Genomic DNA, 24,215 nt, shown 5'->3' on the forward strand with positions numbered 1-24,215 from the left:
GGGTCAGGACGTGAATCGATGATGCGCGGGGATGGTGAATCCCGGCTTAAGCTTTAGCCGTGATCAGCCGCGCCGCCGGTCAGGATGAAGCGCCGGTCGCAATAACCGCAGTCGGCAAAGCCCTGATCGGGGTCGATTTCCAGCCACACGCGCGGATGACCGAGCGCGGCGTTGGCGAGCCCATCGCCGGTGCCGTCGCAGGCAATGCGGGTCTTGGGCGTGCGGATCGTCTCGGGCTGGGGTGCAGGCTGGGTCATTGACGCGCCTTTAGCAAGCGCGGTGCCCGCCCGCAATCGCCTGTCAGAGGTAATTCAGCGTGATCGTGAAGGTGCCGGCATAGTCGCCGGGCGTCTGGTTCGCCCCGACCTCCAGCGTTGCGCCGACGGGGAAGTTGTAATTGCCGATCGCGGTCGCGATCGTGAAGCGCGTCGGGGTGGTCGACAGGATCGCCGTCGGCGTCGACCCGATCTCGAAATCGCGCACCCGCATCCGCGTGCCGGGACCGGTGATGAAGATCGAGTTCGCGCCGAGCGAGATATTGACCTGCCGGTTCGGCGTGCCGAGCCCCGCGAAGCGTGCCGGCTCGCCGTCGTTTCCGACGATCGTCGCACCGCCGGTGCGGGTGCGCGTCCCGTCGGGGGCAATCCGCACCGTGCCCGCGGTTCCCGAGGCGATGATGCTGCCGAAATCGAGGTCGTTGACCTTGAAGAAGGAAAGCGGCCGAAGCACGATGGCGTCGGTCTGCACCTGCGTGCTGTTCTGCGCGAGCGCCGGCGATGCGGCGGCGGACGCGATAACAAGCACAAGGGCGGCGAAGCCGCGCTGCGTGTGCAGCGGGCAAAAGATGTGGCTGGTCCTCACGAAGCCCCTGATAGGGCCGACTTTCCAATTTAGCGTTAACGCGGCGCTTATCAGTCAATCGCGGCTTTCGCGGGCGCAAGGTCGCGGCTATGGAGGCGGCCATGAGTGAAGCCGCCATCCGCATCGACGCCGTTTCCAAAATCTATGCCGGGGGCAAGCAGGCGCTCGACAATGTCAGCTTCGACGTCCCGCGCGGTCAGATCTTCGGGCTGCTCGGGCCGAACGGCGCCGGCAAGTCGACGCTGATCAACATCCTCGCCGGACTCGTCAACAAGACCAGCGGGCATGCGAGCATCTGGGGCTTCGACATCGACGCCGATCCGCGCAACGCCAAATATTCGATCGGTATCGTGCCGCAGGAAATCGTCTTCGACCCCTTCTTCACCCCGTTCGAGACGCTGGAGAATCAGGCGGGCCTCTATGGCGTGCCAAAGGACAAGCGCATTTCGGACGCGCTGCTTGCCGCGGTTCATCTCAGCGACAAGCGCGACGCCTATGCCCGCACGCTGTCGGGGGGCATGAAGCGCCGCCTGCTCGTCGCGAAGGCAATGGTCCACTCGCCGCCGATCATCGTCCTCGACGAGCCGACCGCCGGTGTCGACATCGAGCTGCGCCAGCAGCTCTGGGAATATGTGCAGAGCCTCAACGACCGCGGCGTCACCGTGGTGCTGACGACGCATTATCTGGAAGAGGCCGAGGAGCTCTGCGACCGGATCGCGATCATCAACCATGGCAGACTGATCGCGAACAAGCCGACGCGCGAGCTGGTCGACATGGCGCGCGAGAAAATCGTCGTCGTGACGCTCGACGCCGATGTGACGGTGCTGCCGACGCATCCCGCGTTCGAGAAGGTCGAACGCGAGGGCGAGCGCGGCCTTGCGATCAGCTACAACAAGGACCGCATGAACGCGGGCGAGGTACTTGCCGCGGTCAATGCAATGGGCCACGGCATCGTCGACGTCTCGACGCGCGAGGCCGATCTGGAGGATGTGTTCCTCAACCTGACGCGGGCGGCGAATGGCTGACGCGGCGCCCCACGACGTCATCATCGTCGGCTCGGGCGCGGCCGGGCTGACCGCCGCGATCGCGCTCGCCGATCATTGCCGTGTCCTGGTGCTCGCGAAGGGCGAGCTGACCGGCGGGTCGACCGCCTGGGCGCAGGGCGGGATCGCCGCCGTGCTCGACGCGGGCGACACCTTCGAGAATCATATCGAGGACACGATGGTCGCGGGCGCCGGCCTCAACCGCCGCGAGACCGTCGAGTTCGTCGTCGAGAATGCCCCGCACGCGATCGAGCGGCTGATCGAAATGGGCGTCCCCTTCAACAAGGAGGCCGAGGCGCTGCACCTCACCCGCGAGGGCGGGCATTCGCACCGCCGCATCGTCCATGTCGACGATGCGACCGGCTGGGCGGTGCAAGCGGCGCTCCTGAAGACCGCCGAAGCGCACCCGAACATCACGCTGTTACCGGGGCAGGCGTGCGTCGACCTGATCACCGGCCGCCACGAGGAACGCTATTCGGGCTCGGGCCGCGTCTGGGGCGTCTATGCGCTCGATGAAAAGAGCGGCAAGGTCCACGCGCATGTCGGCCGCGCGACGATCCTCGCCAGCGGCGGCGCGGGGCGTGTGTATCAGTTCTCGACAGCCCCGCGCGGCGCGACCGGCGACGGCATCGCGATGGCATGGCGCGCCGGGGCCCGCGTCTCCAACATGGAGATGATGCAGTTCCACCCGACCTGCCTCTACAATCTCGAGGTCAAGAATTTCCTGATCACCGAGGCGGTGCGCGGCGAGGGCGGCATATTGAAGCACCCCGTCACCGGCCACCGCTATATGCCCGATTATGACGAGCGCGCCGAACTCGCGCCGCGCGACATCGTCGCGCGCGCGAACGACGACCAGATCAAGCGCTCGGGCCTCGACTATGTCCATCTCGACATCAGCCGCAAGGACCCCGATTTCGTCGCGGGCCATTTCCCGAACATATACGAAAAGCTGCTGACGCTTGGCATCGACATGACGAAGCAGCCGATCCCGGTGGTGCCCGCCCAGCATTATACCTGCGGCGGCATATTGATCGATCTCGACGGCCGCACCGACCTGCCGGGGCTGTACGCGGCAGGCGAATGCACCGAGAGCGGGCTCCATGGCGCCAATCGTCTGGCGTCGAACAGCCTGCTCGAATGCTTCGTCTTCGGCGAAGCGGCGGCGAAGGACATCGTCGCGCGCTGGGACCAGCTCGAACCGCCGCCCGCGATCCGGCCGTGGGACGCGAGCCGGGTGACCGACTCCGACGAGGAGGTCGTGATCAAGCAGAACTGGACCGAGATCCGCCGCTTCATGTGGAACTATGTCGGCATCGTCCGCACGACCAAGCGCCTCGAACGCGCGCAGCACCGGATCAAGATGATGACCGGCGAGGTCGAGGATTATTACGGCCACTTCCGCGTCACGACCGACCTGATCGAGCTCCGGAACCTGCTCCAGTGCGCCGACCTGATCGTCCGCAGCGCGCTGCACCGCAAGGAAAGCCGCGGGCTGCATTACACGCTCGACTATCCGAAAATGCTGCCGCAGGCGATTGATACGGTGCTGGTGCCCTAACCGCCGACGCCAAGCAGTCGTCCGACGAAGATCAGCACGATCGCGCCGATGACCGAAGCAAGGCAGCCCGCGCGGTGGAAATCGGACTGCCCGCGCGACGTCGCGAGCCCCGCGAGCAGCGATCCACCGATGCCGAGCAGGATCGTCGCGATCCAGCCCATCTGCACCGCACCGGGATAGAAGAAGCGCGCCAGCGCGCCAATGACGAGGCCAGAGATGATCGCGCCGATAATGTTGATCATGCGTTGAATCCTTCATTCAAAAACCGCTCGGCGAGCGCCGCATGCAGGGCGGCGCCGCGCGCCATCACGCTTTCGTCGAGCACCATGTGGTTCGAGTGCAGCCCGCAGCACTGACGCCAGTCACTGCCCGCCTCGCTCGCGCCGAGCCAGAACATCGCCCCCGGAACCTTTTCGAGCACATAGGAGAAATCCTCGGCGCCCATCACCGGATGCTCCATCGTCAGCCAGGCTTCCTCGCCGAAGGTCTGCTCGACGACCGATTGACCAAAGCTCACCGCGCGCGCATCGCAGACCGTGACCGGGAAACCTTCGATGACATCGACCTCGGCGGTGCAGCCATGCGCCTCGGCGATCGCGGGGACGAGCCGCTTCAGCTCGCGCGCCACCATCGCGCGGCGTTCGGGCGACAGGGTGCGGATCGTGCCGAGCATCTCGGCCGTCTCGGGGATGATGTTGTTCGTCGTGCCCGCGGCGATCTTCGCGATCGTGATCACCGCGGGATCGAAGACCGAGATGCGGCGAGTCACCATCGTCTGGATCGCGGTGACGATCGCGCACGCGACGGGAATCGGGTCGATGCTGTCGTGCGGCATCGAGGCGTGCCCGCCCGCGCCCTTGACCGTGATCGACAGCACGTCCGACGAAGCGAGCAAGGGCCCCGCGCGCCCCGCGAAGATTCCGTGCAGTGCATTGGGCATGATGTGGAGCGCGAAGGCGGCGTCGGGGAGCGGGTCGATGATCCCGTCGTCGAGCATGAAGCGCGCGCCATGATGGCCCTCTTCGCCCGGCTGGAACATGAACATCACGGTGCCGGGCAAGCGGTCGCGCGCGGCGCACAGCAGCTTCGCCGCGCCGACGAGCATCGCGACATGCGTATCATGCCCGCACGCATGCATCGCGCCGCTGATCTCGGAGGTGAAATCGAGCCCTGTTTCCTCGAGCAGCGGCAGCGCATCCATGTCGCCACGCAGCAACACGGTGCGGCCGTTCGCGGGCCCGCGCAGGATCGCGACCAGCCCGGTCGTCGACGGCCCCTCGCGAAATTCGAGCGGCAGGCCTTCGAGCGCCGCCTTGATCTTCGCAAGCGTCTTCGGGTTCTGAAGCCCCAGCTCGGGCTCGCGATGAATCGCGCGGCGAAGATCGACAAGGTCGTCGAGAAGATTATCGGCCTCGGCGGGCCAGCTGTGAGATATTTCCATGCCGCGAATGTGCCGCGAAGCCCGGCCCGTGTCGAGGCATCTCGGACAGTCCGGGACGCAGGCCCATCGTTTCGGGCGTCCGGACATTCCACATCAGCCCGAACCGCTCGCACAGGCGAATGAAGGCATAACCCCAATCGCTCTGCCCCGGATGCAATCCGATGCGTGCCGAACCCGGATAGGCGTGGTGATTATTATGCCACGCCTCGCCCATCGTCGGGATCGCCGCCCACGGGACATCGAACGCCTGCACGCCATGCGCGTCGACCGTCCAGTGCTGCGACCCGCGATTGTGCGCCAAGTGCCCTACGAGCCAGTGGCCGTGGGTCGCGACCGCGACGCGCGCCGCAACGCCCCAGACGACCCAGCCCCAACCGCCGATCGCGAAGAAGAGGAGCGCCACGGGCAATTGTTGCCACCGCCATGTCGCCTCGAGCCAGCGATAAAAGGGATCATTGTCGAGTTCGCCAAAGTCGAAACGCGGAGGATCGTCGAGATCGAGCCGGCAATAGATCTGCCACCACGCATCGCGAAGCATCGTCGCGCCGTGGCGCAGGAAGGGATGGCAGTTCGCCTGCCGTTGTGCCCAGTCGCGCGTATCGTGCGCACGGATGATGCCATACGGACCGGCCATGCCGACAATGGCGCCAAACCATACCAAGGCCCGCCGGAACCAGCGCGGCCCGGCAAAGCTGCCATGGATCATCATGCGGTGATAGCCAACGCTGTGACCGAGTAGCAGCGCCGCGCCGGTGGTCAGGACGAAGAGCATGATCGTCCCCGGCGTCACGAACAATGGCCCCGCGACCAGCGCGATCAGCGCCATCCCGCCGTTCCAGACAATGCTCGGCGCATCGACCCGGACGCTGCCCGCGACGGGGTCGGGCCCGTCTTCGTCGATCAGGAAGTTAACGGCATGGGGATCATCGTCATGGCGCATCGCTCGACTCCTGCAATTGAATAAGAACTTACTTAAATATCTAAATCCTTGTCAAGTCGGCAATGCACGCCCATCTGGGGATATATGGAACGGGTTTTTCAGGCATTGGCATCGACACCGCGGCGCAAGATTCTCGCGTATCTGGCGCATGCCGAACTCTCGGCGGGCGAGATCGCCGCGCGCTTCGAAATGAGCAAACCTGCCGTGTCGCAGCATCTGTCAGTGCTGGAAAACGCCGGACTGATCGCCAGCGAGAAGCGTGGCCAGTTCGTATTTTACCGCCTGATTCCCGACGCGCTGACCAATGTCCTCAACGGCTATGTGCAGGAAGTGTGCCCGGTGTCCCGACCGCTGAAAGCCGAATCGCGGGTGTTGGCCGACAAGCAGCGCGAAGAGAGCTAGCGCTTGCCCCCGAACAACTGCCGCCCCGCCAGATCGAGCATGATCTCTTCGCTGCCGCCGCCGATCGCGTTGACGCGGACCTCGCGGTAGATGCGCTCGACCTTGCTGCCGGTGATATAGCTCGCGCCGCCGAGTATCTGCGCGGCCTCGCGCGCGACGCTTTCCAGCATCCGCGTTGCCTGCACCTTCAGCATCGCGAAGTCGGCGGGGCGGTCCTTGCCGTTCTTGACCTGCCATGCGGCGAGGTCGACCCAAGCCTGCGTCGCCTCGATCTGGCGTTCCATGTCGGCGAGCTTGATGCGGATCGACTGGTGCCCGACGAGCGGTTTGCCGAAGGTCTCGCGTTGCTGCGCCCACTCCGCCGCCTCGGCGAGCGCGACACGGGCGTAGGCGCAGCAGCCCATCGCCATGCCGAGCCGCTCGGAGTTGAAATTGCGCATGATGCCGATGAAGCCGCCATTCTCCGGCCCGATCAGATTTTCGGCCGGGACGCGGACGTCGCCGAAGTGGATCGCGGCGGTATCGCTGCAGCGCCAGCCCATCTTGTCGAGCCGCGTGCGCTCGACGCCCGCCGAATCCATCTCGATCAGCAACAGCGAAATCCCCGCCGCGCCCGGCCCGCCGGTCCGCACCGCGCAAGTCAGCCAGTCGGCGCGCATACCGCTGGTGATGAACATCTTGCCGCCGTTGACGATGTAATGGTCACCGTCCCTGACGGCAGTCGTCTTGAGGCTCGCGACATCGCTGCCGCCGCCCGCCTCGGTAATGCCTAGCGCGATGATCTTCTCGCCCGCCAGCACCGGCGGTGCGACGCGCTGCTTCAATTCTTCGGACCCGAGCGCGAGGATCGGCGGCAGCCCGATACCGTGCGTCATCAGCGACGCGCCAAGCCCGCCCGCGCCGACCGCGGCGAGTTCCTCGGTCAGCACCAGACCGTGAAAATTGTCGAAGCCGTCGCTGTGCCCGCCATATTGTTCGGGGTATCGCAGCCCGAGGATGCCCGCGTCCGCGGCCTTTTTATGTAGCGCGCGCGGCAGTTCGCCCTCGGCTTCCCAACGGTCGATATGCGGCGCGACCTCGCGCTCGACGAAGCGGCGGACGCTTTGCGCCAGCGCCTCATGGGTTTCGTCATAATAGGGGGAGCGGGCGCGCCAGTCGTCGAAAGCTGTCATCCCCGGATGCTGCGCGCGATTGACGTAAGCGTCAAGCGAGGCTTGCGCCGCCGCGCCAACGACCTAAGGTCACGGTCCATGAACAAAGCCCCCCTGCTCGCCGGCCTTGCCGCAATCGCCCTGCTCGCCAACCCCGCTGCGGCGCAGACCTCGCCCGAGGCGACCGCCGAAGCGGCGCTGAAAAAAGCGCCGGTGTTCGACGGCCACAATGACGTGCCCTGGGCGCTGCGCGGCCGCGTCGACAATATGATCAACGATTTCGACTTCAAGGACACCAGCCACACCGCAAGGCCCGACGCGACACCGCCGGTGATCGCGATGCACACCGACCTGATGCGGCTGCGCAAGGGCCGCGTCGGCGCGCAATTCTGGTCGGTCTATGTTCCCGCGAACACGAACGAGCAGCAGGCGGTGCAGCAAACGCTCGAACAGATCGACGTCACCAAGCGGCTCGTCGCGCGCTACCCGAACGACCTCGCGCTTGCCGCGACCAGCACCGAACTCGAAAAGGCGATGAAGGCGGGCAAGGTCGCGGGCATGATGGGCATGGAGGGCGGCCAGTCGATCGGCTCGTCGCTCGCGGTGCTGCGCCAGATGTACGATCTCGGCGCGCGCTACATGACGCTGACGCACTCGAAGAACATCCCATGGGCCGACAGCGCGACCGACGCGCCGGCGTTGGACGGCCTCAACGATTTCGGACGGCAGGTCGTGCGCGAGATGAACCGCATCGGGATGATCGTCGATCTGAGCCACGTCAGCGAGGCGACGATGAAGGACGCACTCGAAGTCGCCAAAGCGCCGGTCATGTTCAGCCATTCGGGCGTGCGCGGGGTGAACCCGCATCCGCGTAACGTTCCTGACAGCGTGCTGCCGCTGGTCAAGGCAAACGGCGGCATCGTCATGGTCGTGTTCCTGCCGGGCTTCCTCGACGCCGACGTCCGCGCGCAGGGGCTCGCCCGCACCGCCGAACAGGCGCGACTGAAGGCAATGTATCCGGGTGATCCGGCCGCGGCCGACGCCGCGCTCAAGACGTGGGATGCCGCGAACCCCGTGCCGACGACCAATGTCGGGAAGGTCGCCGGACATATCGACTATCTGAAGAAGATGATCGGCGTCGACCATATCGGGGTCGGCGGCGATTATGACGGGATGGATTCGGCGCCGGTCGGGATGGAAGATGTCGCGGGCTACCCCGCGCTGTTCACCGAACTCGCAAAGCGCGGCTACACCCAGGCCGAACTCCAAAAGATCGCCAGCGGCAACATGCTGCGCGTGCTGAAGGCGGTCGAGGCCTATGCTGCCAGCCAGAAGGGCCAGCCGCCGATCGAAACCCCGGTCGCGAAATAGGCTAGCGGCGGCGGAACGGCCAGTCGGTCGCGCCGCTTGCCCATAGCGCCCACCAGATGATCAGCGGCTGCGCGGCGAGGCGCGGTCCGTGGTACCACCAGCTCAACGTTTCCCGGCCGATCGCGACGTTCGCGAACGCATGGTGGAAATTCGCAGGCCAGACGCAGAGCGCATAAAGCGCGAGCCCCCAGCCCGCCGCCTTGCGCAGCCGCGGAATCATCAGCCCCACCGCGCCTGCCAGCTCGGCGACACCCGTCGCGGCGACGACGAACGCCGGCTGCGGCACCCACTGCGGCGTGATCGCAAGGAACGGCGCTGGCGTTACAAGATGGCGATAGCCTGCGTAGCCATAGGCGATCGCCAGCAACCAGCGCAGCCCGGTTCGGACCAGCGCCTTCACCGCCCGATCGCGGCGAGCATCGCCTCGACGCTGGTGAATTTCTCGCGCGGATTGCCGTCGAGCGCGGCGGCGACCTCGGCTGCCTCGATCCGCCGCCAGTCGCGGAAGGTGACGGGAACCACATTGCGGCTCGCGAGCAGCGCATCGAGCCCCGCGCGCCCCGCCTTACCCGCGCCGCGGCCGATATCCTCGATCACCATCTCGGCGATCCGCGCCCCGTCGGGCTTGTTCGTCCCGATCGTGCCCGACGGCCCGCGCCGCGCCCAGCCGACGGCATAGAGCCCCGGCAGGATCCGCCCGTCGTCGCTCGCAAAGCGCCCGCGGCCGTGCTCGTACGGCACGCCGGGGATCGGCGGCGTCTGATAGCCGATGCAGCTCACCACCAGCCCCGCCTCGATCGCATAGGTCTCGCCCGTGCCGTGGCTGCGCAGATCGGCATCGAGCGTCGTGCGTTCGACGATCACGCGCTGGACGCGCCCCTCCCCTTCGATCGCGACCGGCATCGCGAAGAAATCGAAGTCGATCGTCACCGGCTTGGCGACCGGATTCGCGGCAAATTGCCGGAGATGCGTGACCGACTTGCGCATGCCCGGCTCGAGCATCACGTCGTCGCCCTCGGGCGGCAGGTCGGCGGGGTCGACGCGCGGGCTCGCGCGTTCGAGATGGCCAAGCTCGCCTAGCTCTTTGGGCGTCATCGCAATCTGGTGCGGTCCGCGCCGGCCGAGGATATGGATGTGGCGTACCGCGCTGTCGGCGAGCGCCGCGCGCGCATGTGCGACGATGTCGCTGCCCGCGAATTCGGCCGGGGTCTTGGCGAGGATGCGCGCGACGTCGAGCGCGACATTGCCGTTGCCGATCACTACCACCCCCGGCGCGTCGAGCGGCGGGTCGAGCTTCGCGAAATCGGGATGGCCATTGTACCAGCCGACGAACGCCGCGCTTCCGATCACGCCCGGCAGGTCCGCGCCCGCTATATCGAGCGGCCGGTCGTGCGGCGCCCCGGTCGCGAGCACCACCGCGTCATAGAGATCGGTCAGCTCCTCGATCGAAACGTCGCTGCCGACCGCGACATGGCCGACGAAGCGAACATTGTCGGTCAGCGCCACGCCTTCGTACCGGCGGGAGACCGCCTTGATCGACTGGTGATCGGGGGCAACCCCGGTACGGATCAGGCCATAAGGAACCGGCAGCCGGTCGATAACGTCGACCGCCATATCATCGGCTTTCTGCAATGTTTCGGCGGTATAATATCCCGCCGGACCCGACCCGACGATCGCGACATGACGCATCAGCCCACTCCTCCGGGGTGTCCACGCAGGGCGCGGCCCCCTTTTGTTGTCCGGGTGATGCTAGCGGCGAAATGCGCCAGAGCAAGCAGGCTGTTGCAAGCCGTCGCGGCGGCCTTGACAGATGATCCGTCGAAGCATATTGGCCCCCGCTCCTGCCCTGTCGTCTAATGGTAAGACTGCGGTTTCTGATACCGCCTATCGAGGTTCGAATCCTCGCGGGGCATCCAATCTTCCTTGCAAATTCGTCCGCTGACGCCTCCCCCCCCCCGGGGATCTGGCCAGCGCGCTCAGCCTAGCGCCGACTTGACGAAATCGGCGGCGCGCTCTCCGATCATGATGCTCGGCGCATTGGTGTTGCCCGACACGAGACGCGGCATGATGCTCGCATCGGCGACCCACAGCCCCTCGATGCCATTGAGCTTAAGCGTCGGATCGACCACGGCGTCCGCGTCGCTGCCCATCCGGCACGTCCCGACGGGGTGATAGACGGTGTCGGCGCGGCTGCGGATCAGCGCGTCGAGCGCGGCATCGTCATCGATATCGACCGGATGCCGGTCGATCCCCGCATAGTCGGACAGCGGCGGCGCCCCGACGACGCGGTGCATCATCCGCACGCCCGCGCGTAGCGTCGCAACGTCGCGCTCGTCGGTCAGGAAACCCGGATCGATCGTCGGGGCGGCCGCGGCATCGGCGGAGGCAAGCGTCACCGACCCGCGGCTCTCGGGACGCAGCACGCAGGCATGGACCGAAAAGCCGTGCCCCTTAACCTTGGTCCGCCCATGATCCTCGAGCATCGCGGGGACGAAATGATACTGGATGTCGGGCGCGGGCAGGTCGGGCCGCGACTTCCAGAAGCCGCCCGCCTCGGCGAAGCAGGTCGTCATGATCCCGGTGCGTTTGGTCCGATGTTCGAGGATCGCCTTCACCATCCGCCATGTGCCGCCGAGACTGTCGCCGAGCGGATCGGTCGAGCGCGTCTCCCAGCTCGACACATAGTCGATATGGTCCTGCAGATCGGCGCCGACCGCCCCGCGATCGGCGACCACGTCGATACCCTTGTCCTTCAGATGCGCTCCGGGGCCGATCCCCGACAGCATCAATATCTGCGGGCTGTTGAACGCACCCGCCGACAGGATCACCCCGCCGCGCGCGCGCAACGTCTCGCGCTTGCCGCGGCGCCGGATCACCACGCCGGTCGCCCGGCCGTTTTCGACCAGAATCTTCTCGACCAGCGCTCCGGTGCGGATATCGAGGTTGGCGCGGCCGCGCAGCGGCTCGACATAGGCGCGCGCCGCCGACCAGCGTTCGCCCGCCTTCTGCGTCACCTGATAAAGCCCGAAACCCTCCTGCTGCGCGCCGTTGAAATCATCGGTGCGCGGCAGTTGCAGCGCCGCGGCGCTTTCGACGAAGCGCCGGCTCGTCACATTGGGCCAGCGCTGGTCCATCACATTCAACGGGCCGCTGCTGCCGTGAAATTCGTCGCCCCCGCGCTCGTTGCCTTCGCTCCGCCTGAAGTAGGGCAGCACGTCGGCATAGCTCCACCCGGTTGCGCCAAGCGCGGCCCACTGGTCGTAATCGAACGCATGGCCGCGGATATAGACCATCGCGTTGATCGCGCTCGACCCGCCCAGCCCGCGCCCGCGCGGCTGGTATCCGGTGCGGCCGTTCAGTCCCTTTTGCGGGACCGTCTCATAACGATAGTTTGATGCATCGGGGATGAAGGGCATGAAGCCCGGCGTCTTCACCCGGACCGTATCGTTGCGCCCGCCCGCCTCGATCAGACAGACGGTGCGCGACCCATCTTCGGCGAGCCGCCCCGCCGCTGCGCTGCCTCCGCTGCCCCCGCCGATGACGATGATGTCGAACTGATCCATGAAAGCGACTCTCCCTCGCGCCGCCTGCTCAGCGGTCGTCCGGGTGCTTACATGAATGTCATTAGGGGGCGAGGCAAGCTGTCAGATGCAACGGCTTCAGATGCAGTTACCGAATGTACAGACCGCAACCAAAAGAAACACAGGCGCCATACTCGTCGCAAGGAACAGGGTGCCCGCGACGATCAGCAAGCGATTCCCGTCCGCCAACCCATCACCGCGCCCGCAAGGGCCAGCGGCACGCAGGCCCAGACGGCCAACCACGCTAGCGTTCCTACCGAGCCGGCGAACATGAAGAACGCTTCGCCGCGCGTGCCGAAAGCACCGACAAATATCGCCAAAACAAGCGGCAAGGCGCCTGCCGCGAACGCCAGCACATCCCAATATGGCCAGCGCTCCTTCGTCACTCCGCCGGCTCCTCCACCGGCCGCCCCGCCGCCCAACGTTCCTTGATCATCGCGCTCGTCGCGCGGCTGCCGTCGTGGCTCCAGCCGGGCTCGCGCCACATATAGGAAAGCTTGTGCTGCCACGGCGCGTGCCAGACGTCCTTCGCGATCCCGACCCATTCGTGGACCGCCGCCCAGAGGATGTTGAAGCTGCCGAGCTGCTTGACGATGCCATAGCGCACCGGCTCGTCGTCGCGCTCGGGCACGAAACTGCCGAACATCCGGTCCCAGATGATGAAGACACCCGCATAATTGGCGTCGAGATAACGCGGGTTCACGCCGTGATGGACGCGGTGGTGCGACGGCGTGTTCATCACCGCCTCGAACCAGCGCGGCATCCGTCCGATCGCCTCGGTATGAATCCAGAACTGGTAGATCAGGTTCAGCCCCGCACAGAAAAAGACCATCGCGGGCGGAAAGCCGATCAGGAACAGCGGCAGCCGGAACAGGAAGGTCAGGCTGAAAAAGCCCGTCCACGTCTGCCGCAGCGCCGTCGACAGATTATAATGCTGGCTCGAATGGTGGATGACATGGCTCGCCCAGAACCAGCGGACGCGGTGCGCGCTGCGGTGGAATGCGTAATAGGCAAGATCGTCGAGGAAAAAGCAGAGGATCCACGCCCACCACCATTGGCGAAACGCGATGCCGATATCGAACAGGTGGAATTTATAGACCCACACCGACATGCCGATAACCGCCGCGCCCACGAGCGCGCCCGCAACCTGGCTTACCGTGCCGAGCATCAGCGACGTCAGCGTATCGCGCGCCTCGTACCGGCTTTTGTCAGCACGCAGCGAAATCACCATCTCGGCGATCAGCAGCAAGATGAAGGCGGGCACCGCATAGACCACGGGATCGGGCAGCTTATCCAAAGTTGAGATCCCGCATCCGGCTGGCCCACATCCCCGCATCCTTCCCCAGTTGCAGCGTCACCGACCCGAATGTTTTCTCCGGCATCGTCAGTGTAAGGAAATCCTTGTCGAGCCGGCCGACCGTTGCCGCATCGACCGGCCGCGCCGCGAAATGATTGCCGTGCGCCCGCACCAACATCATCCGCCCTTCGGCATTACGGACGATCGCCGCGAAGCCGGCGCGGTCGCGCGCGACCTCGATACCGTTGAATCCCGCCTCGGCTTCGTCGGCAAGCCGGATCGCATGATCGGCGTCCGCGATCCGGGGATCGCTGCCCAATCCCATCCGTTTGACCAGCCAGGCGACGAACAACACTGCGAGCAGCGAGGCGCCGAGCTGGATCACATCGTTCAGACTCATTTTTCCCCCGCGAGCGCGTCCATCATCGGCCGCAGCCCGGTGAGGTCATAACCTGCCTGCGCCGCGGCATCGACGATGCCGTCGATATCGTCGCCTGCCCGCGCACGGGTCAGCGCCCACAGATGCGTCGAACGCGTGCCCGACCGGCAATAGGCGAGGATCGGCCCCGTCGCGTCGGTCAGCAGCTTGTCGAGCGCGTCGATCTGCGCATGACTGAAACCCGAATGACCGATCGGGATCGCCGCATAGGCCAGTCCCTCGGCGGCCGCGGCGGTCGAGATATGTTCGCCCTGCGGTGCCGAGGGTTCCTCGCCGTCGGGGCGATTGTTGATCACCATGGCAAAGCCTTGCGCCTTGGCCTCGGCGATATCCTCGATCGAGATTTGCGGGGCGACACTGAAGCCGGCGGACAGGGATCGAAAATCGCTCATGCCAGCGATCTACTCCCGCCGCCCGCTTGCTGACAAGTATGAAGGTGGGGCATGAACGCGCGTTGCCGCTTTCCTTGCCATCCGCTTCACCTATGGTCGCGACCATGAACGAACATTTCGACTGGGCCTTCGGCTATTGCGCGGCCCGTGGATACGCCCAACCTGTCGCCGCCTCTTTTCCCTCGGCGCTGTGGTTCGATGTCGGAAAGCCCGACCAGACCGCCCGTCTCATTCTCGGCAACGTATCGGGCGAAGCCGCAGCAGTCGCCTTCGCCGCGGTCGAAGCGCCGAACATCTTTGTCGACATCGCCGCCCCGCGCGACGCGATCCTGCCGCATGCTCCACCGCATTGGCGGCCGCGCGATCCGATGTGGCTGATGGCGGCCGGCACGGACATGCCGTCTGCGCGGCCCACGCCCGATTTCACAATCGAGGTCGATGAAAGTGCTCACCGTTTCGAAGCCATCGCGCGGGACGCCAACGGTGCGCTCGCCGCCCGCGGCGTTCTCGGCATGCACCGCACCACCGCCGTCTATGACCAGATCGTAACGGAACCGCGGTTCGGCCGCCGCGGCCTCGGGTCGGCGATCATGGCCGAACTCGGCCGCCGCGCCGCTCGCCGCGGCGCCACCCGGTGCCTGCTGGTCGCCACGCGTGACGGCAAGGCGCTCTATGAACGGCTTGGCTGGACGCTGTGCAGCGATATCGTTTCGGTCATTTCGCCGCCCGCCTGAGGCACCGCAACCTCGCGCACCACTTCGTGAAAGCGCTCGGCATATCTGGGATGCTCGGTCCCCATCCATTTGTCCCACCAGGTGAAATAGAGCCCGTAATTGCTGTTGAAGCCGCCCGCGTGGTGCAGGTCGTGATGCGTCGTCGTGTTGATCCAGCGCGTCAGCGGCGTCGACAGCCACCAGCGCGGGTGCAGCTCGAATCCCGCATGCCCCATCGCGTTGCGGATGATCTGGAAGTTGATCCACAGGAACATCACCCACACCGGAGTCGCGACGAAGAACAGCCAGATCGGCACGAACAGAATCATCACGAACGCCTCGGGGATCGCGAAGCTGTACGCGGCCCACGGCGTCGGGGTGATCGAGCGGTGATGCGCGCGGTGAAAATGCCTGAACAGCTTCGGATGGTGCATCGCGCGGTGCGCCCAATAGAAATAGGCATCGTGCGCGACGATGATCGCGGCGAGCAGCGCGGCGTCGCCCCAGACACCATAGCTCCCCTGGAACCGGTGCAGCACGCCCGTGTCGACGCCCCAGATGATGAACAGCGACACAAACAGATAGACGCCGACGGTCTGCAGCGACTGCGCGAACTCGCGGCGCTTGTCGGCGGCCGTCGCCTCGCGGGTCTGAATCTTGCGCGCCGCGATGCTCGACCGGCGCAGCCCCCAGACGATCGCGCTGGTAACGCCCGCCGCGACGAAATAGCGGCCGAAGTCGAAAGCAAAGATCGCGGGCCCCTTTTCGAGCAGGATGGCGAGGGGAGGAAGCGAATCGATCATGGCGTCGTCCTTGTTGTGGATGACCGCCATGAAGCAGAATTGCGCGGCCTCCGCCCCGCGCTGTCGAAAATCGGCTAGCCGATTCCGGAATCGGCCAGTTTCGCCGTGCGGTATGCGCTCGGCGTCATGCCCTCGGCATCGCGGAACGCGCGGTTGAAAGGCCCGAGCGATCCGAAGCCCGCGTCGAGCGCGATCGTCAGGATCGGCACCTCGCGCTGCGCCGGATCGGCGAGCGCCGCGCGCACCTCGTCGAGCCGGAAGCCGTTGAGGAACGCAGTGAAATTGCGATGTCCCATCTCGCCGTTGATCGCGCGCCGCACCCGATACTCGGGTTCGCCAAGCCGCGCCGCAAGCGCAGTGATCGAAAAGCCCTCGGCGCGATACGCGCGTTCGTCCGCCATCACCGCCTGCAACCGCTGTGCAAGCGACGACGGCCCGGCGGGCGGAACGGCCCGACCGGGCGGTGCCGGTACCCCCGGCGCCGCGAACAGCTCCGCCGCGCGAAAACGATAGAGGCCGACCGACACAATGAAGGTCGCGACGAAGATCGCCGCCAGCGTCACCGCGCGCCAGATTTCATGGCCGCTTTCGCGGTTGTGGAACATCTCCACAAAGGTGACGAGCAGGACGAAGCCGCCGATCGCGCAGAGCAGCCCGAGCCGGAACCCCCGCCGCGCCTCGACCAGATCGGCCGCCCGGCCGCGCCATGCGATCCACATACCGGCGAGCGCAAAAGCGAACATGCCGATGCGCACGACCACCCATATCGTCTGGCTGAATTGCCCCGTCGCCGCGATCAACGCGATCTGCGCCAGCGGCAGCATCCAGAAAGCCAGCACGACCAACCAGCTCTGCCAACCGATTCGCTGGCGGTCGTCGAACCATGTGCGCGCGAACATCCAGAACAGCGCCGGCACCATCACCGACAGCGCGTCGAGCAGCACATAGGGAAATTCGATCGGCTCTTCGTGACTGAAGGATTTGCCGGCCAGATAGGCGATGATCGTGAAATTCATCGCGATCGCGACGCGCGCCGACAGCACGGCCCGATGATCGCGCCACAGGATCGCGATCCACAGCAGGAACAACGCGATCGCGCCGCCGCGAATCATCGGGTCCAATATGTCGAGCGCCGCCATGGCCGCGTGCTAACGCAGGACCGGCAGGCGCGCCACCCGGGCGATCACCGCGCCGCCAGTTGCCGCAGGCGCTTGTCGGCAAGCTGCGCGAGCGCATCGCTGCGCACCGCTTCGCGGCACTCGCGCGCCGCCTTGCGTGCTTCCAGCGTCAGATGCGCGACATCGTTGCGGCAAAAGGCGCCAACCGCGCGGTCGATCCGGAGATGCGCCGACTCCACCCCGCGCGACGTGGCGAGGTCGAGCCCGTCGAGCGGAATGCGCAGCGACTGGGCGGGCTCGTAGGCGAGCGCGGCGGGTGACAGCATGGCGGCGCCGAGCATGGCGAGGATTGTCATCTGTTTCATGAGTCTTGCTCCTTTGTCGCTCGACGCCGCAGAGGGGAGAGCGTCGATGGACGTCGGATGCAGGCGTTCGTGCGGCGGGTCGCTGCGGGTTCGAAACCCGGCTAGCCGGTTTCGGAATCGGCAAGTCGCGGCAATTGCCGCGCCGTCAATATTGCCGGATCACGGTCAGAAACGCGTCGCCCCACGCGTCGAGCTTCTTGCCGCCGACACCGGGAATGTCGGCAAGCGCGCTGCGCGTCGCGGGCCGCTCGCTCGCCATCGCGCGCAGTACCGCATCGTGAAAGATGACATAGGGCGGAACATTCGCCTCGGCCGCCAACTCGCGCCGCATCGCCCGCAGCGCATCGAACAGCGGGTCACCGACCGGATTGGCCGCGGCCCCGGTGCCGCGCGACGACCGCTGCGTCCGCTTCACGGGGGGCTCGGCGATCAGCACCTGCGTCTCGCCCTTCATCATCGCCCGGCCGGCGGGGCCGAACATCAGCCCGCCATGCTCGGTCGTCTCGAGCGCCTCGCGGGCGACAAGCGTGCGGACGAGCGGCTTGATCAGCCGCGCCTCCTCGCCCGCGACGATCCCGAACACCGAGAGCTTGTCGTGGCCGCGCTGGGCGATCCGCTCGTCGCTCCTGCCCGTCAGCACCGCTTCGACATGGCCGGCGCCATAGCTTTGCCCGGTGCGATAGACCGCGCTCAGCAGTTTCTGCGCCAGCACCGTCGCGTCGATCTGGCCCGGCGGGTCGAGGCAATTGTCGCAATTGCCGCAACGTTCGGGCGGATGTTCCCCGAAATGGCGGAGCAGCAGCGCGCGGCGGCACTCGACCGTCTCAACGAGAGCAGCGAGCGCATTCAGCCGCGCCCGCTCGCTGGCGATACGCGCCTCGGGCAGCTCGCCGAGCCGCATCCGCGCCCGCGCGAAATCCTCCGCGCCCCACAGCATCAGCGCTTCGGCCGGATCACCGTCGCGACCCGCGCGGCCGGTTTCCTGATAATAGCTTTCGATCGATTTCGGCAGCCCGGCATGCGCGACGAAACGCACGTCGGGCTTGTCGATCCCCATCCCGAAGGCGACTGTCGCGGTGACGATGCCGTCCTCCGACGCAACGAAATCATGCTGGACCTGCGCGCGCCGCTCGGGATCCAGCCCGGCATGATAGGCCGCGACGCTCCGCCCCGTCGCTGCCGCGATCTTCTGTGCCATCCGTTCGGTTCCGTCGCGCGTCGGGCAGTAGACGATTCCCGGCCCTGGATTGGCGGCGATGAAGTCGGTGAGCTGCTTCGCGGGGCTGATCCGCGGCGTCACGCGATAGCGGATATTCGGCCGGTCAAAGCCCGCAAGCACCAGACCTTCCGCGGGAATACCGAGCTGGACGAGAATATCCTCGCGCGTGTGCTTGTCGGCGGTCGCGGTGAGCGCAAGCCGCGGCACCGACGGAAAGGCATCGAGCAGCGGGCGCAGCAGGCGGTAGTCGGGGCGGAAATCATGTCCCCATTCGGACACGCAATGCGCCTCGTCGATCGCGAACAACGCCGGCGTGCGCGCCTCCATCAGCGAGCGGAACCCCTCGCCCGTCGCGCGTTCGGGCGCAATATAGAGCAGGTCGAGCTCGCCGTCGCGATACGCCTGCCGCGTGTCGGCAAAATCGGCATCGACACTGGTCAGGCTCGCGGCGCGGATACCGGCCGCGCGAGCACCGCGCAGCTGGTCGTGCATCAGCGCGATCAGCGGCGACACGACGACGACGCACCCGTCGAGCGCGACGGCAGGCAGCTGATAGGTCAGCGACTTGCCCGCCCCCGTCGGCATCACCGCGAGCGTCCGTTCGCGCGCCATCACACGCGAAACGACCTCGGCCTGCTTCCCGCGGAAAGCGTCGAAACCGAAAGTGGACTTGAGTAGCGGAAGGAGAGCGTCGGCGGACATTGCGGGTCGCGATAGGAAGTTTGGCCCGGCGGGGGAAGCCCCTAAGCCTTGGCCAGCATCGCCCGCTCGGCCATCCGCGACGCGGTCTCCCGTTCGGCCATCACGACATGGTCGGCGCCGCGGCGGACGAGATCGTCGACCTCCTCGTCCGAATGCGCGCGCGCGACGATCACCAGCTTCGGATTGATCGCGCGCGCGCGGCGCACGATCGCACCCGCCTCCGCGCCCTCGGGAATGGCAATCAACAGCGTTGACGCCTCGTCGAGGCCCGCCTTGCGCAGCACGCTTTCCTTGGTCGCATCGCCGACGATCACGGTTGCGCCGGCCGCTTCGGCGGCGGCGGCCATATCCTTCTGATCTTCGATTACCGTCAGCCCCTCGCCGCGCCCGCAGATCATGCCGCCAATATGGCTGCCGACGCGTCCATAGCCGATCAGCACGACGCCGGCGTTGCACGGCGCCGGCGCATCGGCCTCCTCCGTCCCGGCCTCGGGCGCGTCGTCGGCGCGGATGCGCTTCACCATCAGCGTAAAGAAGATCGGGTTGAACAGGATCGACAGGATCGATCCCGCCAGAATCAGGTCGCGCGCCTCGTCCGGCATGACCTTCAGGTCGACGCCGAGTCCGGCAAGAATGAAAGAGAATTCGCCGATTTGCGCCAGGCTGACCGCGACCGTCATCGCGGTCTGGTTCGGATGCCCGAAGGCCCGGACGAGCGCATAGGCGGCGAGCGACTTGCCGAAGACGATGATCGCCACCGTCGCCAGCACCGGCAGCGGCTGCTCGACCAGCACCTTCGGGTCGAAGAGCATGCCCACCGACACGAAGAACAGCACCGCAAACGCATCGCGCAGCGGCAGCGTCTCCTCGGCCGCGCGGCGTGACAGCTGCGTCTCGCCGAGGATCATCCCCGCGAAGAAGGCGCCCAATGCGAACGACACGTCGAACACCACCGCCGCGCCGAAGGCGACGCCGAGTGCGATCGCCAGCACCGCGAGCCGGAACAGCTCGCGCGATCCCGAATGCGCGACCCAGTGCAGCACCCACGGCAGCACGCGCCGCGCGACGATCAGCATGAAGGCGACGAAGCCGACAACCTTGATCAGTACGATCCCCGCCGACTGGAGCAGGCCCGCGCCCGATCCCCCCAGCCCAGCTCCCTCGTCGCCGCGCGATCCGAACATCGCGGGCAGCAGCACGAGCGCGAGGACCATCGCCAGATCCTCGACGATCAGCCAGCCGACCGCGATGCGGCCCTTTTCGGTCTCGACCATGTCGCGCGCCTGCAGCGCACGCAGCAGCACCACGGTCGACGCGACCGACAGCGCAAGGCCGAAAATTGCGGCGCCCGCAAGCGACCAGCCGAGCCAAAGGCCCAGCATCACGCCCAGCGCCGTCGCCACGGCAATCTGCAGGACCGCCCCCGGCACCGCGATCTTGCGAACCGACAGCAGGTCTTTGAGCGAGAAATGCAGCCCTACGCCGAACATCAGCAGGATCACGCCGATCTCGGCGAGCTGCAAGGCAAGGCCGGTGTCGGCGACGAACCCCGGCGTGAAGGGTCCGACCATCACCCCCGCGAGCAAATAGCCCGCGATCGGTGAAATCCGCAGCCGGTGCGCAAGCGCGCCCATCAGGAAGGCAACCCCGAGGCCGGCCACGACCGTGCCGATAAGGGTCGTGTCGTGTGGCATGTCCCCTGCCTAGGGGGCGGGGGCCGCGGGGGTCAACCCAAGCCAACCGATTTCGTAGCGATTAAATCTCAGGCGGCGCGAACCCCGGCTTCGCCGCCATCATTCTCGCCATCTGCGACCGCTCGGCCCGGCCGGCCGATCAGGAAGCCCTGCACCTCGTCGCAGCCCTCGCGGCGCAGCACGTCAAGCTGTTCGGGAGTCTCGATCCCTTCGGCAAGGATCGGGATCGACAGGCTCTTGCCCAGCGCCAGCACCGCGCGCAGGATCGCGGTCGACTGGATATTGTCCTCGAGCTCGGAGGCGAAAAAGCGGTCAAGCTTGATCTTGTCGAACGGAAAGGCGCGCAGCGTTTCGAGCGACGAATAGCCGGTGCCGAAATCGTCGAGCGCGACGCCGATGCCCAGCGCCTTGATCTGGCGCAGCACGTGCAGCGCGCGCTCACGGTCGGCAATGATCGCGGTCTCGGTCAGCTCGATTTCCAGCCGCCGCGGCGGCAGCCCGGTGTCGAGCAATATCTGGTGAAACAGGCGCGGCAGGTCGATATGCGCGAGTTGCAGCGGCGACACATTGACCGCAACCTTCGACTTGTGCGGCCACAGCGCGGCGTCGCTGCACGCCCGGCGCATCACCCATTCGCCGAGCGCGAGGATGAAACCGTTCGCTTCGGCTAGCGGAATGAAGGTCGTCGGCGGGATGGCGCCGCGAACCGGGTGCGTCCAGCGCAGCAACGCCTCATAACCCGTGACCTCGCCCGTCGTGACCGACGTCTGGACCTGATAATGGACGTCGAGCTCGTCGCGGTCGATCGCGCCACGCAGATCGGCGGCAAGTTCACGCTGGTCGCGGATCGCCTCGTCGAGCTGCCAGTCATAATAGCAGGGCATTGTCGCCGCGTCGGCCTTTGCCCGGTACATCGCAAGGTCGGCGTTGTTCGCCAGCATCTCGGCGGTCGCGGCATCGTCAGGGAAAACCGCGACACCGATGCTCGCGCCCAGCCGCGCCTCGAAATCGTCGAACAGCAGGGGCGCCTTCAGTTCGGCGTCGAGCCTTGCGGCAAACGCCGTCAGCTGTGCGCGATCGGTGAAGTGCGTCAGCGCGACAAACTCGTCGCCGCCCAGCCGCGCGACGAACTCGTTCGGCCCCAGCGTATCGCGCATCCGCTGCGCAAGTCGCGCGAGCACTTCGTCGCCAGCCTTGTGGCCGTGGACGTCGTTGATTTCCTTGAAGCGGTCGAGGTCTATCGCGCAGAGGCCAACGCGCTCGCCATTGACGATCGCGGCCCCGATCTGCCGCGCCAGTTCGGCGCGAAAGGCGGCGCGGTTGGGCAGGCCGGTCAGCGCGTCGTTCATCGCCATACGTGTCATCTCGCGCAGCGCCTCCGACCGCGTCTGCCGGTCGAGCATCGCGGCGAACACTCCGGCGGCGATCACGATGCCGCCGACCAGAACGGTCGCCAGCGCGAGGGCATTGAATTCCGCCGGGCGCAGCGGCGTCGCGTCGAGCGCCATCGGGGTGATCCGCATCGCGGTCATCGCAAGGAAGTGGAGCGAAGCGATCGCGAGCACGATCAGCGCCGTCGACAAAAGCATGCGGTGCCGCAGCACCCGCCCGGTCCTGAGCATGGTCAGCGCGGCGGCGGCAAAGCCCATGCCGCAGATCACCGCCGCGGCGATATAGCTTCCATCCCACGCGACAATGCCATCGACGCGATAGGCGGTCATGCCGGTAAAGTGCATCGCAGCGATCGCGGCGCCGAAGATCATGCCGCCGATCGCGCCATAGGTCTCGCTCTTGCCCCACGCCGCGACCGCAAAACCGATGAACGAGCCCACCATCGCGATCATCAGCGACGCGATCGTCAGCACCGGGTCGAGCGTGACCGCCGCCTTCGCCTCATAAGCGAGCATCGCGACAAAATGCGTGCACCAGATCGTCGCGCTCGCGGCGACCGCGACCAGAAAGGCCCATGCGATGCCCTGCATTCGCTGCGCATCGCGCACGCGTTCGAACATCTGGACGATCGCAAAGGCGCCGATCGCGCAGATCGCGACCGCCAAGGCGACGAGCCATGGATCATGTTCGATCGCAATGCACATCACCAACCTGATCAAAATTCCACCTTTCGCGCCGGTATCCGCCGGCAGGCGGACTGATCCCGCCGCCCAATGGCCGGAAATCGCTTACAAATTTGTAAATGTCGCGCGGCAATCCAGACGCGAAAACGGACGGGGAGTCCGGCTCCCCGCCCGCCTTGGTCCAGATCGTCGGGTCAGCTGCGCGTGATCGATGCGCCGCCGTCGAGCAACGAGGCGGTACCGGTCACGAAGCTCGCATCGTCCGAGGCGAGATAGAGCACCGACTTCGCGATCTCGGCGGGCTGCGCGACCCTCTTCAGCGCGTGCAGGTTGGTGACGAAATCCTGCTTTTCGGCGCTGTCGTTGACCGCTTCGAACATGTCGGTCGCGACCCCGCCGGGGAGGACGGCGTTCACGCGGACGTTCTGCGGGCCATATTCGGCGGCGAGCGCCTGCGTCAGCCCGATCAGTCCCGACTTGCTCGCCGAATAGGCGGCGCTGCCGGGGAAGGAGAAGCTGTAGCCGACGAAGGTCGAGGTGAAGATCACCGAGCCGCCGCCATGCTTCACCATCTCGGCGATCTGGTGCTTCGCGGCGAGGAACGACGCGGTCAGGTTCACCTGCAGCGCATCGTTGAAGCCCGCTTCGCTGACCTCGGTGCTGGGGCCGGCCTCGCCGAACACGCCGGCATTGTTGAACGCAACGTCGAGCTTGCCGAAATTGTCGACGGCGGCAGCGACGAGCGCCTGGTGAAAGGCTTCGCTGCGGACGTCGCCGGCGACCGCAACGGCCTTGCCGCCTGCTGCGGTGATTTCGGCAACGAGCGAGTCGAGTTCGGCCTGGCGGCGGGCTCCGACGACGACGCTGGCGCCTTCGGCGGCAAAGAGCCTGGCGGTTTCGCGGCCGATTCCGGCGCTGGCACCGGTGACGATCGCGACCTTGTTCTGCAAACGGTTCATGGCTTTTCTCCTGTTCGGCGGCGGGCCCGATGCCCGTGGTCGATGACGAGAAAGTGGACTTTGATTGCCGTTCGGAATAGACGGCAGT

General features: G+C 66.3%; 25 protein-coding genes and 1 tRNA gene. 6 read left to right on the forward strand and 20 right to left on the reverse strand.

The window, feature by feature from the left end:
* Positions 1 to 53 precede the first annotated feature (53 nt).
* Both ACQY80_RS05450 and ACQY80_RS05455 read right to left on the reverse strand, forming a co-directional pair.
* Positions 54 to 257 (reverse strand): zinc-finger domain-containing protein, encoded by a 204-nt coding sequence (locus ACQY80_RS05450; RefSeq protein WP_428684402.1) that lies wholly within the window; start codon positions 255 to 257, stop codon positions 54 to 56.
* A 43-nt stretch (positions 258 to 300) separates the two neighbouring features.
* Positions 301 to 861, reverse strand: coding sequence for a DUF4402 domain-containing protein (locus ACQY80_RS05455; RefSeq protein ID WP_428684404.1), 561 nt, complete (start codon positions 859 to 861; stop codon positions 301 to 303).
* Positions 862 to 962: 101 nt separating this feature from the next.
* Between ACQY80_RS05455 and ACQY80_RS05460 the strand changes: the two genes are divergently transcribed.
* Both ACQY80_RS05460 and nadB read left to right on the forward strand, forming a co-directional pair.
* Positions 963 to 1,886, forward strand: coding sequence for an ABC transporter ATP-binding protein (locus tag ACQY80_RS05460; protein ID WP_428684406.1), 924 nt, complete (start codon positions 963 to 965; stop codon positions 1,884 to 1,886).
* The gene (nadB, locus tag ACQY80_RS05465) at positions 1,879 to 3,465 is read left to right on the forward strand and encodes an L-aspartate oxidase (protein ID WP_428684408.1); all 1,587 of its coding nucleotides are present in this window, start codon (positions 1,879 to 1,881) and stop codon (positions 3,463 to 3,465) included. Before ACQY80_RS05460 ends, nadB begins: the two co-directional genes overlap by 8 nt.
* Here the strand turns inward: nadB and ACQY80_RS05470 are convergent.
* Genes ACQY80_RS05470 through ACQY80_RS05480 form a run of 3 tightly spaced genes read right to left on the reverse strand, consistent with a single transcriptional unit; the run spans position 3,462 to position 5,846 of the window.
* Positions 3,462 to 3,707, reverse strand: coding sequence for a GlsB/YeaQ/YmgE family stress response membrane protein (locus tag ACQY80_RS05470; RefSeq protein WP_428684410.1), 246 nt, complete (start codon positions 3,705 to 3,707; stop codon positions 3,462 to 3,464). The genes nadB and ACQY80_RS05470 overlap by 4 nt on opposite strands.
* Entirely contained in the window at positions 3,704 to 4,906 is a 1,203-nt protein-coding gene (locus ACQY80_RS05475) for a M20 metallopeptidase family protein (protein ID WP_428684412.1), read from the reverse strand. The genes ACQY80_RS05470 and ACQY80_RS05475 overlap by 4 nt, the downstream gene beginning before the upstream one ends.
* Entirely contained in the window at positions 4,869 to 5,846 is a 978-nt protein-coding gene (locus tag ACQY80_RS05480; RefSeq protein ID WP_428684414.1) for an acyl-CoA desaturase, read from the reverse strand. The genes ACQY80_RS05475 and ACQY80_RS05480 overlap by 38 nt, the downstream gene beginning before the upstream one ends.
* 84 nt (positions 5,847 to 5,930) lie before the next feature.
* On the opposite strand from ACQY80_RS05480, the gene ACQY80_RS05485 reads away from it, so the two are divergent.
* On the forward strand, positions 5,931 to 6,248 hold the full coding sequence (locus tag ACQY80_RS05485; protein ID WP_428684416.1) for a metalloregulator ArsR/SmtB family transcription factor: 318 nt from the start codon (positions 5,931 to 5,933) through the stop codon (positions 6,246 to 6,248).
* Here the strand turns inward: ACQY80_RS05485 and ACQY80_RS05490 are convergent.
* The gene (locus ACQY80_RS05490) at positions 6,245 to 7,420 is read right to left on the reverse strand and encodes an acyl-CoA dehydrogenase family protein (protein WP_428684418.1); all 1,176 of its coding nucleotides are present in this window, start codon (positions 7,418 to 7,420) and stop codon (positions 6,245 to 6,247) included. The two genes, ACQY80_RS05485 and ACQY80_RS05490, sit on opposite strands and share 4 nt — an antisense overlap.
* 78 nt (positions 7,421 to 7,498) lie before the next feature.
* Between ACQY80_RS05490 and ACQY80_RS05495 the strand changes: the two genes are divergently transcribed.
* Entirely contained in the window at positions 7,499 to 8,770 is a 1,272-nt protein-coding gene (locus ACQY80_RS05495) for a dipeptidase (protein ID WP_428684420.1), read from the forward strand.
* Between the two features lies 1 nt (position 8,771).
* Here the strand turns inward: ACQY80_RS05495 and ACQY80_RS05500 are convergent, their stop codons facing one another.
* Together ACQY80_RS05500 and ACQY80_RS05505 are read right to left on the reverse strand one after the other, a co-directional pair.
* Positions 8,772 to 9,170: a DoxX family protein gene (locus ACQY80_RS05500; RefSeq protein WP_428684422.1), complete on the reverse strand. Its 399-nt coding sequence runs from the start codon at positions 9,168 to 9,170 to the stop codon at positions 8,772 to 8,774.
* Positions 9,167 to 10,459 (reverse strand): FAD-dependent oxidoreductase, encoded by a 1,293-nt coding sequence (locus ACQY80_RS05505; protein ID WP_428684424.1) that lies wholly within the window; start codon positions 10,457 to 10,459, stop codon positions 9,167 to 9,169. The genes ACQY80_RS05500 and ACQY80_RS05505 overlap by 4 nt, the downstream gene beginning before the upstream one ends.
* 153 nt (positions 10,460 to 10,612) lie before the next feature.
* Here ACQY80_RS05505 and ACQY80_RS05510 point away from each other — a divergent pair.
* Positions 10,613 to 10,686 (forward strand) — tRNA-Gln (locus tag ACQY80_RS05510).
* A gap of 60 nt (positions 10,687 to 10,746) precedes the next feature.
* On the opposite strand, the gene ACQY80_RS05515 is transcribed toward ACQY80_RS05510, so the two are convergent.
* From ACQY80_RS05515 to ACQY80_RS05535, 5 genes are all read right to left on the reverse strand, one after another.
* Entirely contained in the window at positions 10,747 to 12,333 is a 1,587-nt protein-coding gene (locus ACQY80_RS05515) for a GMC family oxidoreductase (RefSeq protein WP_428684426.1), read from the reverse strand.
* A 182-nt stretch (positions 12,334 to 12,515) separates the two neighbouring features.
* Entirely contained in the window at positions 12,516 to 12,737 is a 222-nt protein-coding gene (locus ACQY80_RS05520) for a hypothetical protein (protein ID WP_428684428.1), read from the reverse strand.
* On the reverse strand, positions 12,734 to 13,648 hold the full coding sequence (locus tag ACQY80_RS05525) for a sterol desaturase family protein (protein WP_428684430.1): 915 nt from the start codon (positions 13,646 to 13,648) through the stop codon (positions 12,734 to 12,736). Before ACQY80_RS05525 ends, ACQY80_RS05520 begins: the two co-directional genes overlap by 4 nt.
* Positions 13,641 to 14,048, reverse strand: coding sequence for a hypothetical protein (locus ACQY80_RS05530; protein ID WP_428684432.1), 408 nt, complete (start codon positions 14,046 to 14,048; stop codon positions 13,641 to 13,643). The genes ACQY80_RS05525 and ACQY80_RS05530 overlap by 8 nt, the downstream gene beginning before the upstream one ends.
* A complete protein-coding gene (locus ACQY80_RS05535) occupies positions 14,045 to 14,479 on the reverse strand; it encodes a TIGR01244 family sulfur transferase (RefSeq protein ID WP_428684434.1) in 435 nt (144 codons plus the stop codon). Before ACQY80_RS05535 ends, ACQY80_RS05530 begins: the two co-directional genes overlap by 4 nt.
* Positions 14,480 to 14,583: 104 nt before the next feature.
* Here ACQY80_RS05535 and ACQY80_RS05540 point away from each other — a divergent pair, with 104 nt between their 5' ends.
* A complete protein-coding gene (locus ACQY80_RS05540; protein ID WP_428684436.1) occupies positions 14,584 to 15,213 on the forward strand; it encodes a GNAT family N-acetyltransferase in 630 nt (209 codons plus the stop codon).
* Here ACQY80_RS05540 and ACQY80_RS05545 read toward each other — a convergent pair.
* The 7 genes from ACQY80_RS05545 to ACQY80_RS05575 all read right to left on the reverse strand — a co-directional run bounded on the left by ACQY80_RS05545 (position 15,150) and on the right by ACQY80_RS05575 (position 24,127).
* Complete coding sequence (locus tag ACQY80_RS05545) at positions 15,150 to 15,995, reverse strand: sterol desaturase family protein (RefSeq protein WP_428684438.1); 846 nt, start codon at positions 15,993 to 15,995, stop codon at positions 15,150 to 15,152. The two genes, ACQY80_RS05540 and ACQY80_RS05545, sit on opposite strands and share 64 nt — an antisense overlap.
* A gap of 74 nt (positions 15,996 to 16,069) precedes the next feature.
* On the reverse strand, positions 16,070 to 17,134 hold the full coding sequence (locus ACQY80_RS05550; protein WP_428684440.1) for a helix-turn-helix domain-containing protein: 1,065 nt from the start codon (positions 17,132 to 17,134) through the stop codon (positions 16,070 to 16,072).
* A gap of 44 nt (positions 17,135 to 17,178) precedes the next feature.
* Positions 17,179 to 17,478, reverse strand: a complete 300-nt coding sequence (locus ACQY80_RS05555; RefSeq protein WP_428684442.1) for a UrcA family protein — start codon at positions 17,476 to 17,478, stop codon at positions 17,179 to 17,181.
* Between the two features lie 145 nt (positions 17,479 to 17,623).
* Positions 17,624 to 19,399, reverse strand: a complete 1,776-nt coding sequence (gene recQ, locus ACQY80_RS05560) for a DNA helicase RecQ (protein WP_428684444.1) — start codon at positions 19,397 to 19,399, stop codon at positions 17,624 to 17,626.
* A gap of 41 nt (positions 19,400 to 19,440) precedes the next feature.
* Complete coding sequence (gene ybaL / locus ACQY80_RS05565; protein ID WP_428684446.1) at positions 19,441 to 21,093, reverse strand: YbaL family putative K(+) efflux transporter; 1,653 nt, start codon at positions 21,091 to 21,093, stop codon at positions 19,441 to 19,443.
* A gap of 68 nt (positions 21,094 to 21,161) precedes the next feature.
* Positions 21,162 to 23,204, reverse strand: coding sequence for a putative bifunctional diguanylate cyclase/phosphodiesterase (locus tag ACQY80_RS05570; protein WP_428684448.1), 2,043 nt, complete (start codon positions 23,202 to 23,204; stop codon positions 21,162 to 21,164).
* Between the two features lie 158 nt (positions 23,205 to 23,362).
* Positions 23,363 to 24,127 (reverse strand): SDR family oxidoreductase, encoded by a 765-nt coding sequence (locus ACQY80_RS05575; protein ID WP_428684450.1) that lies wholly within the window; start codon positions 24,125 to 24,127, stop codon positions 23,363 to 23,365.
* Positions 24,128 to 24,215: the final 88 nt, after the last annotated feature.

Origin of the sequence: Sphingopyxis sp. (genome assembly GCF_965279755.1) — a bacterium.
Taxonomy (GTDB): domain Bacteria; phylum Pseudomonadota; class Alphaproteobacteria; order Sphingomonadales; family Sphingomonadaceae; genus Sphingopyxis.

What these genes read in the sequence shown, in the direction of transcription:
- ACQY80_RS05450 (WP_428684402.1), bottom strand. Translation starts at nt 257, where the DNA reads ATGACCCAGCCTGCACCCCAGCCCGAGACGATCCGCACGCCCAAGACC.
- ACQY80_RS05460 (WP_428684406.1), top strand. Translation starts at nt 963, where the DNA reads ATGAGTGAAGCCGCCATCCGCATCGACGCCGTTTCCAAAATCTATGCC.
- nadB (WP_428684408.1), top strand. Translation starts at nt 1,879, where the DNA reads ATGGCTGACGCGGCGCCCCACGACGTCATCATCGTCGGCTCGGGCGCG.
- ACQY80_RS05470 (WP_428684410.1), bottom strand. Translation starts at nt 3,707, where the DNA reads ATGATCAACATTATCGGCGCGATCATCTCTGGCCTCGTCATTGGCGCG.
- ACQY80_RS05475 (WP_428684412.1), bottom strand. Translation starts at nt 4,906, where the DNA reads ATGGAAATATCTCACAGCTGGCCCGCCGAGGCCGATAATCTTCTCGAC.
- ACQY80_RS05480 (WP_428684414.1), bottom strand. Translation starts at nt 5,846, where the DNA reads ATGCGCCATGACGATGATCCCCATGCCGTTAACTTCCTGATCGACGAA.
- ACQY80_RS05485 (WP_428684416.1), top strand. Translation starts at nt 5,931, where the DNA reads ATGGAACGGGTTTTTCAGGCATTGGCATCGACACCGCGGCGCAAGATT.
- ACQY80_RS05490 (WP_428684418.1), bottom strand. Translation starts at nt 7,420, where the DNA reads ATGACAGCTTTCGACGACTGGCGCGCCCGCTCCCCCTATTATGACGAA.
- ACQY80_RS05495 (WP_428684420.1), top strand. Translation starts at nt 7,499, where the DNA reads ATGAACAAAGCCCCCCTGCTCGCCGGCCTTGCCGCAATCGCCCTGCTC.
- ACQY80_RS05505 (WP_428684424.1), bottom strand. Translation starts at nt 10,459, where the DNA reads ATGCGTCATGTCGCGATCGTCGGGTCGGGTCCGGCGGGATATTATACC.
- ACQY80_RS05515 (WP_428684426.1), bottom strand. Translation starts at nt 12,333, where the DNA reads ATGGATCAGTTCGACATCATCGTCATCGGCGGGGGCAGCGGAGGCAGC.
- ACQY80_RS05530 (WP_428684432.1), bottom strand. Translation starts at nt 14,048, where the DNA reads ATGAGTCTGAACGATGTGATCCAGCTCGGCGCCTCGCTGCTCGCAGTG.
- ACQY80_RS05535 (WP_428684434.1), bottom strand. Translation starts at nt 14,479, where the DNA reads ATGAGCGATTTTCGATCCCTGTCCGCCGGCTTCAGTGTCGCCCCGCAA.
- ACQY80_RS05540 (WP_428684436.1), top strand. Translation starts at nt 14,584, where the DNA reads ATGAACGAACATTTCGACTGGGCCTTCGGCTATTGCGCGGCCCGTGGA.
- ACQY80_RS05545 (WP_428684438.1), bottom strand. Translation starts at nt 15,995, where the DNA reads ATGATCGATTCGCTTCCTCCCCTCGCCATCCTGCTCGAAAAGGGGCCC.
- ACQY80_RS05550 (WP_428684440.1), bottom strand. Translation starts at nt 17,134, where the DNA reads ATGGCGGCGCTCGACATATTGGACCCGATGATTCGCGGCGGCGCGATC.
- ACQY80_RS05555 (WP_428684442.1), bottom strand. Translation starts at nt 17,478, where the DNA reads ATGAAACAGATGACAATCCTCGCCATGCTCGGCGCCGCCATGCTGTCA.
- recQ (WP_428684444.1), bottom strand. Translation starts at nt 19,399, where the DNA reads ATGTCCGCCGACGCTCTCCTTCCGCTACTCAAGTCCACTTTCGGTTTC.
- ybaL (WP_428684446.1), bottom strand. Translation starts at nt 21,093, where the DNA reads ATGCCACACGACACGACCCTTATCGGCACGGTCGTGGCCGGCCTCGGG.
- ACQY80_RS05575 (WP_428684450.1), bottom strand. Translation starts at nt 24,127, where the DNA reads ATGAACCGTTTGCAGAACAAGGTCGCGATCGTCACCGGTGCCAGCGCC.